This window comes from Candidatus Culexarchaeum yellowstonense (assembly GCF_024707025.1).
In the GTDB taxonomy this organism is placed as follows: domain Archaea; phylum Thermoproteota; class Methanomethylicia; order Culexarchaeales; family Culexarchaeaceae; genus Culexarchaeum.
In genome coordinates this window covers 1-2118 of record NZ_JANGFQ010000135.1, presented here as the reverse complement: position 1 = coordinate 2118, position 2118 = coordinate 1, and the positions used below count along the sequence as shown (strand labels likewise).

Genomic DNA, 2118 nt, shown 5'->3' with positions numbered 1-2118 from the left:
ACCCATTTGAAAGCCCTGGGGGATGGAGAATTATAGGTAGAACCCCCCTGAGACTATTTAATCCCAATAAGGATCCCCCAACACTATTCAAGATTGGGGATTACGTTAAATTCAAACCGATAAGTAGAGAAGCATATGAGAAGATGCTGGAAGCGGAATGGGCTGATGTGGGGAAGATGAAGATAGAGGGTGAACCCATACTTAGAATTGAAGCAGCTGGACCTGGAATATCCATACAGGATTTAGGGAGGGAGGGATATAGGAAGTATGGGGTGCCGGTGTCAGGAGCATTAGATAAAGAATCATTCATAATTGCAAACATGATAATTGGAAATGAAATCAATGATGCATGTATAGAGATATTTCAGAGTAGCTTTGAAGCCACAGCTTTACAAGACATTATAATATCGATTTGTGGAGCTAAAGTGGATGGGGAAATAGATGGGGAACCCCTAGAGAATTGCAAGGCAATACCAGTTAGGAGGGGGTGCAAAATCACAATTAATGGATTAAGGGGTGGAATGGTGGCATACATGGCGATTGCTGGAGGGATAAATGAGCCAATAATACTTGGAAGCAGATCACATTACACCACGGCTGGAATTGGTAGGATTTTAAGTGAAAACTCCATAATAACAACTGCAAAGAATAGATTCAACGAGTTGATAGATGTATGCCCATCCATGAATATTGATTGGAATAGGGAGGTTAAAGATGAATTTAGGGTGATAATTGGACCGCACACAAAACACTTCACAGAAGAGATGATGAATGAATTTTTAAGCATGAAATTCAGGGTAACGAGCAATTTGAATAGGATGGGATATAGGTTGGAGAGGGAGGAAGGGGCTAAACTTAGGGGTATAGGGAGACTTTTAAGCTGTGGAACAATACCAGGAGCAATACAAGTTCCAGGGGATGGAAATCCAATAGTTTTAATGGCCGATGCACAAACCACTGGTGGATATGCCATAATTGGGAAAATAATTTCACCAGACCTATATGCATTCTCACAAGTTGAACCTGGGAGGAAAGTGAAGTTCAAACAAGTTAGCTTAAGTGAAGCATTGAAGGTATTAAATGAAAAAGTTAAGATGTATGATGATTTGAGGAGGGAGATTCAAGAGAAGGTGCGGGAATTTGGAGGGAAATATAAGCATTGGATTGTGAAGTTCCAGGGAAAAATATATGATTGTTGGGTTAAGATGTAACGCCCTCTCCTCCATTTAGTATAAACTCACTTCTTACTTCTCAAATTCATCAGTATCTCCTTAGCCTTATCAATTCTTATCGTTTGAAGCCTAACCATTTCAGAAGCCACCTTATCTATTTCATCACCCACAGCTCCAGCCATTATGGCTATATTCCTAGCGTGAAGCTTCATGTGACCACGCTGAATACCTTCAGATGCAAGAGCCCTTAAAGCTGCAAAGTTTTGTGCAAGACCAACAGCACCCATAACTTCAGCAAGTTCAGATGCAGATTTAACACCCAAAATTTTTAGGGATATCTTTGCCAATGGATTGCTCCTAGTAGCTCCACCCACTATCCCAACAGCCATGGGCATTTCCAACCATCCAACCAGATCTCCATTCTCATCCATCTCCCAAACTGATAATGGCTTATATATGCCACTCCTACAAGCATATGCATGCGCCCCAGCTTCCAAAGCTCTAGTATCATTACCAGTTGCCAGGGCCACAGCCACTATACCATTCATAATACCCTTATTGTGCGTTGCAGCTCTATATGGATCTGAAGCTGCAAACTGATATGCATAAACTATCCCTTCAACCAGCTCCTCACCAATAACATCCTTTGGAACTTTGCAGTAAGCTCTAACTAGACGCCTATCAGCCAAATTGGAAATTATCCTCAAATACACTTTGCCACCAGTAATCTTTTCAATATATGGAGCTACAGCTTCAGCCATTGTGTTAACGGCATTAGCTCCCATAGCATCCCTAACATCCACCAACAAATGCACGATAACCATGGGGCCAACTGGGGACTGTATAATTCTAACCTCCAAATCCTTTGCACCACCACCAAGACTCACCAAAACTGGATCCTTCTCATTAGCTATTCTTAGAATTTCATCTTTATGGGATAGTATTT

Annotated in this window: 2 protein-coding genes; one reads left to right on the top strand and one right to left on the bottom strand. The window is 41.4% G+C overall.

Annotation, left to right across the window (positions count from 1 at the left end):
• Positions 1-1211: 5-oxoprolinase/urea amidolyase family protein (locus MRT15_RS09615; RefSeq protein WP_304329875.1), on the top strand; the 1211-nt coding region annotated here is incomplete at its 5' end.
• Between the two features lie 26 nt (positions 1212-1237).
• On the opposite strand, the gene MRT15_RS09610 is transcribed toward MRT15_RS09615, so the two are convergent.
• Positions 1238-2118, bottom strand: an 881-nt coding sequence (locus MRT15_RS09610) for a hydroxymethylglutaryl-CoA reductase, degradative (protein ID WP_304329874.1), incomplete at its 5' end; no start/stop codon positions are given.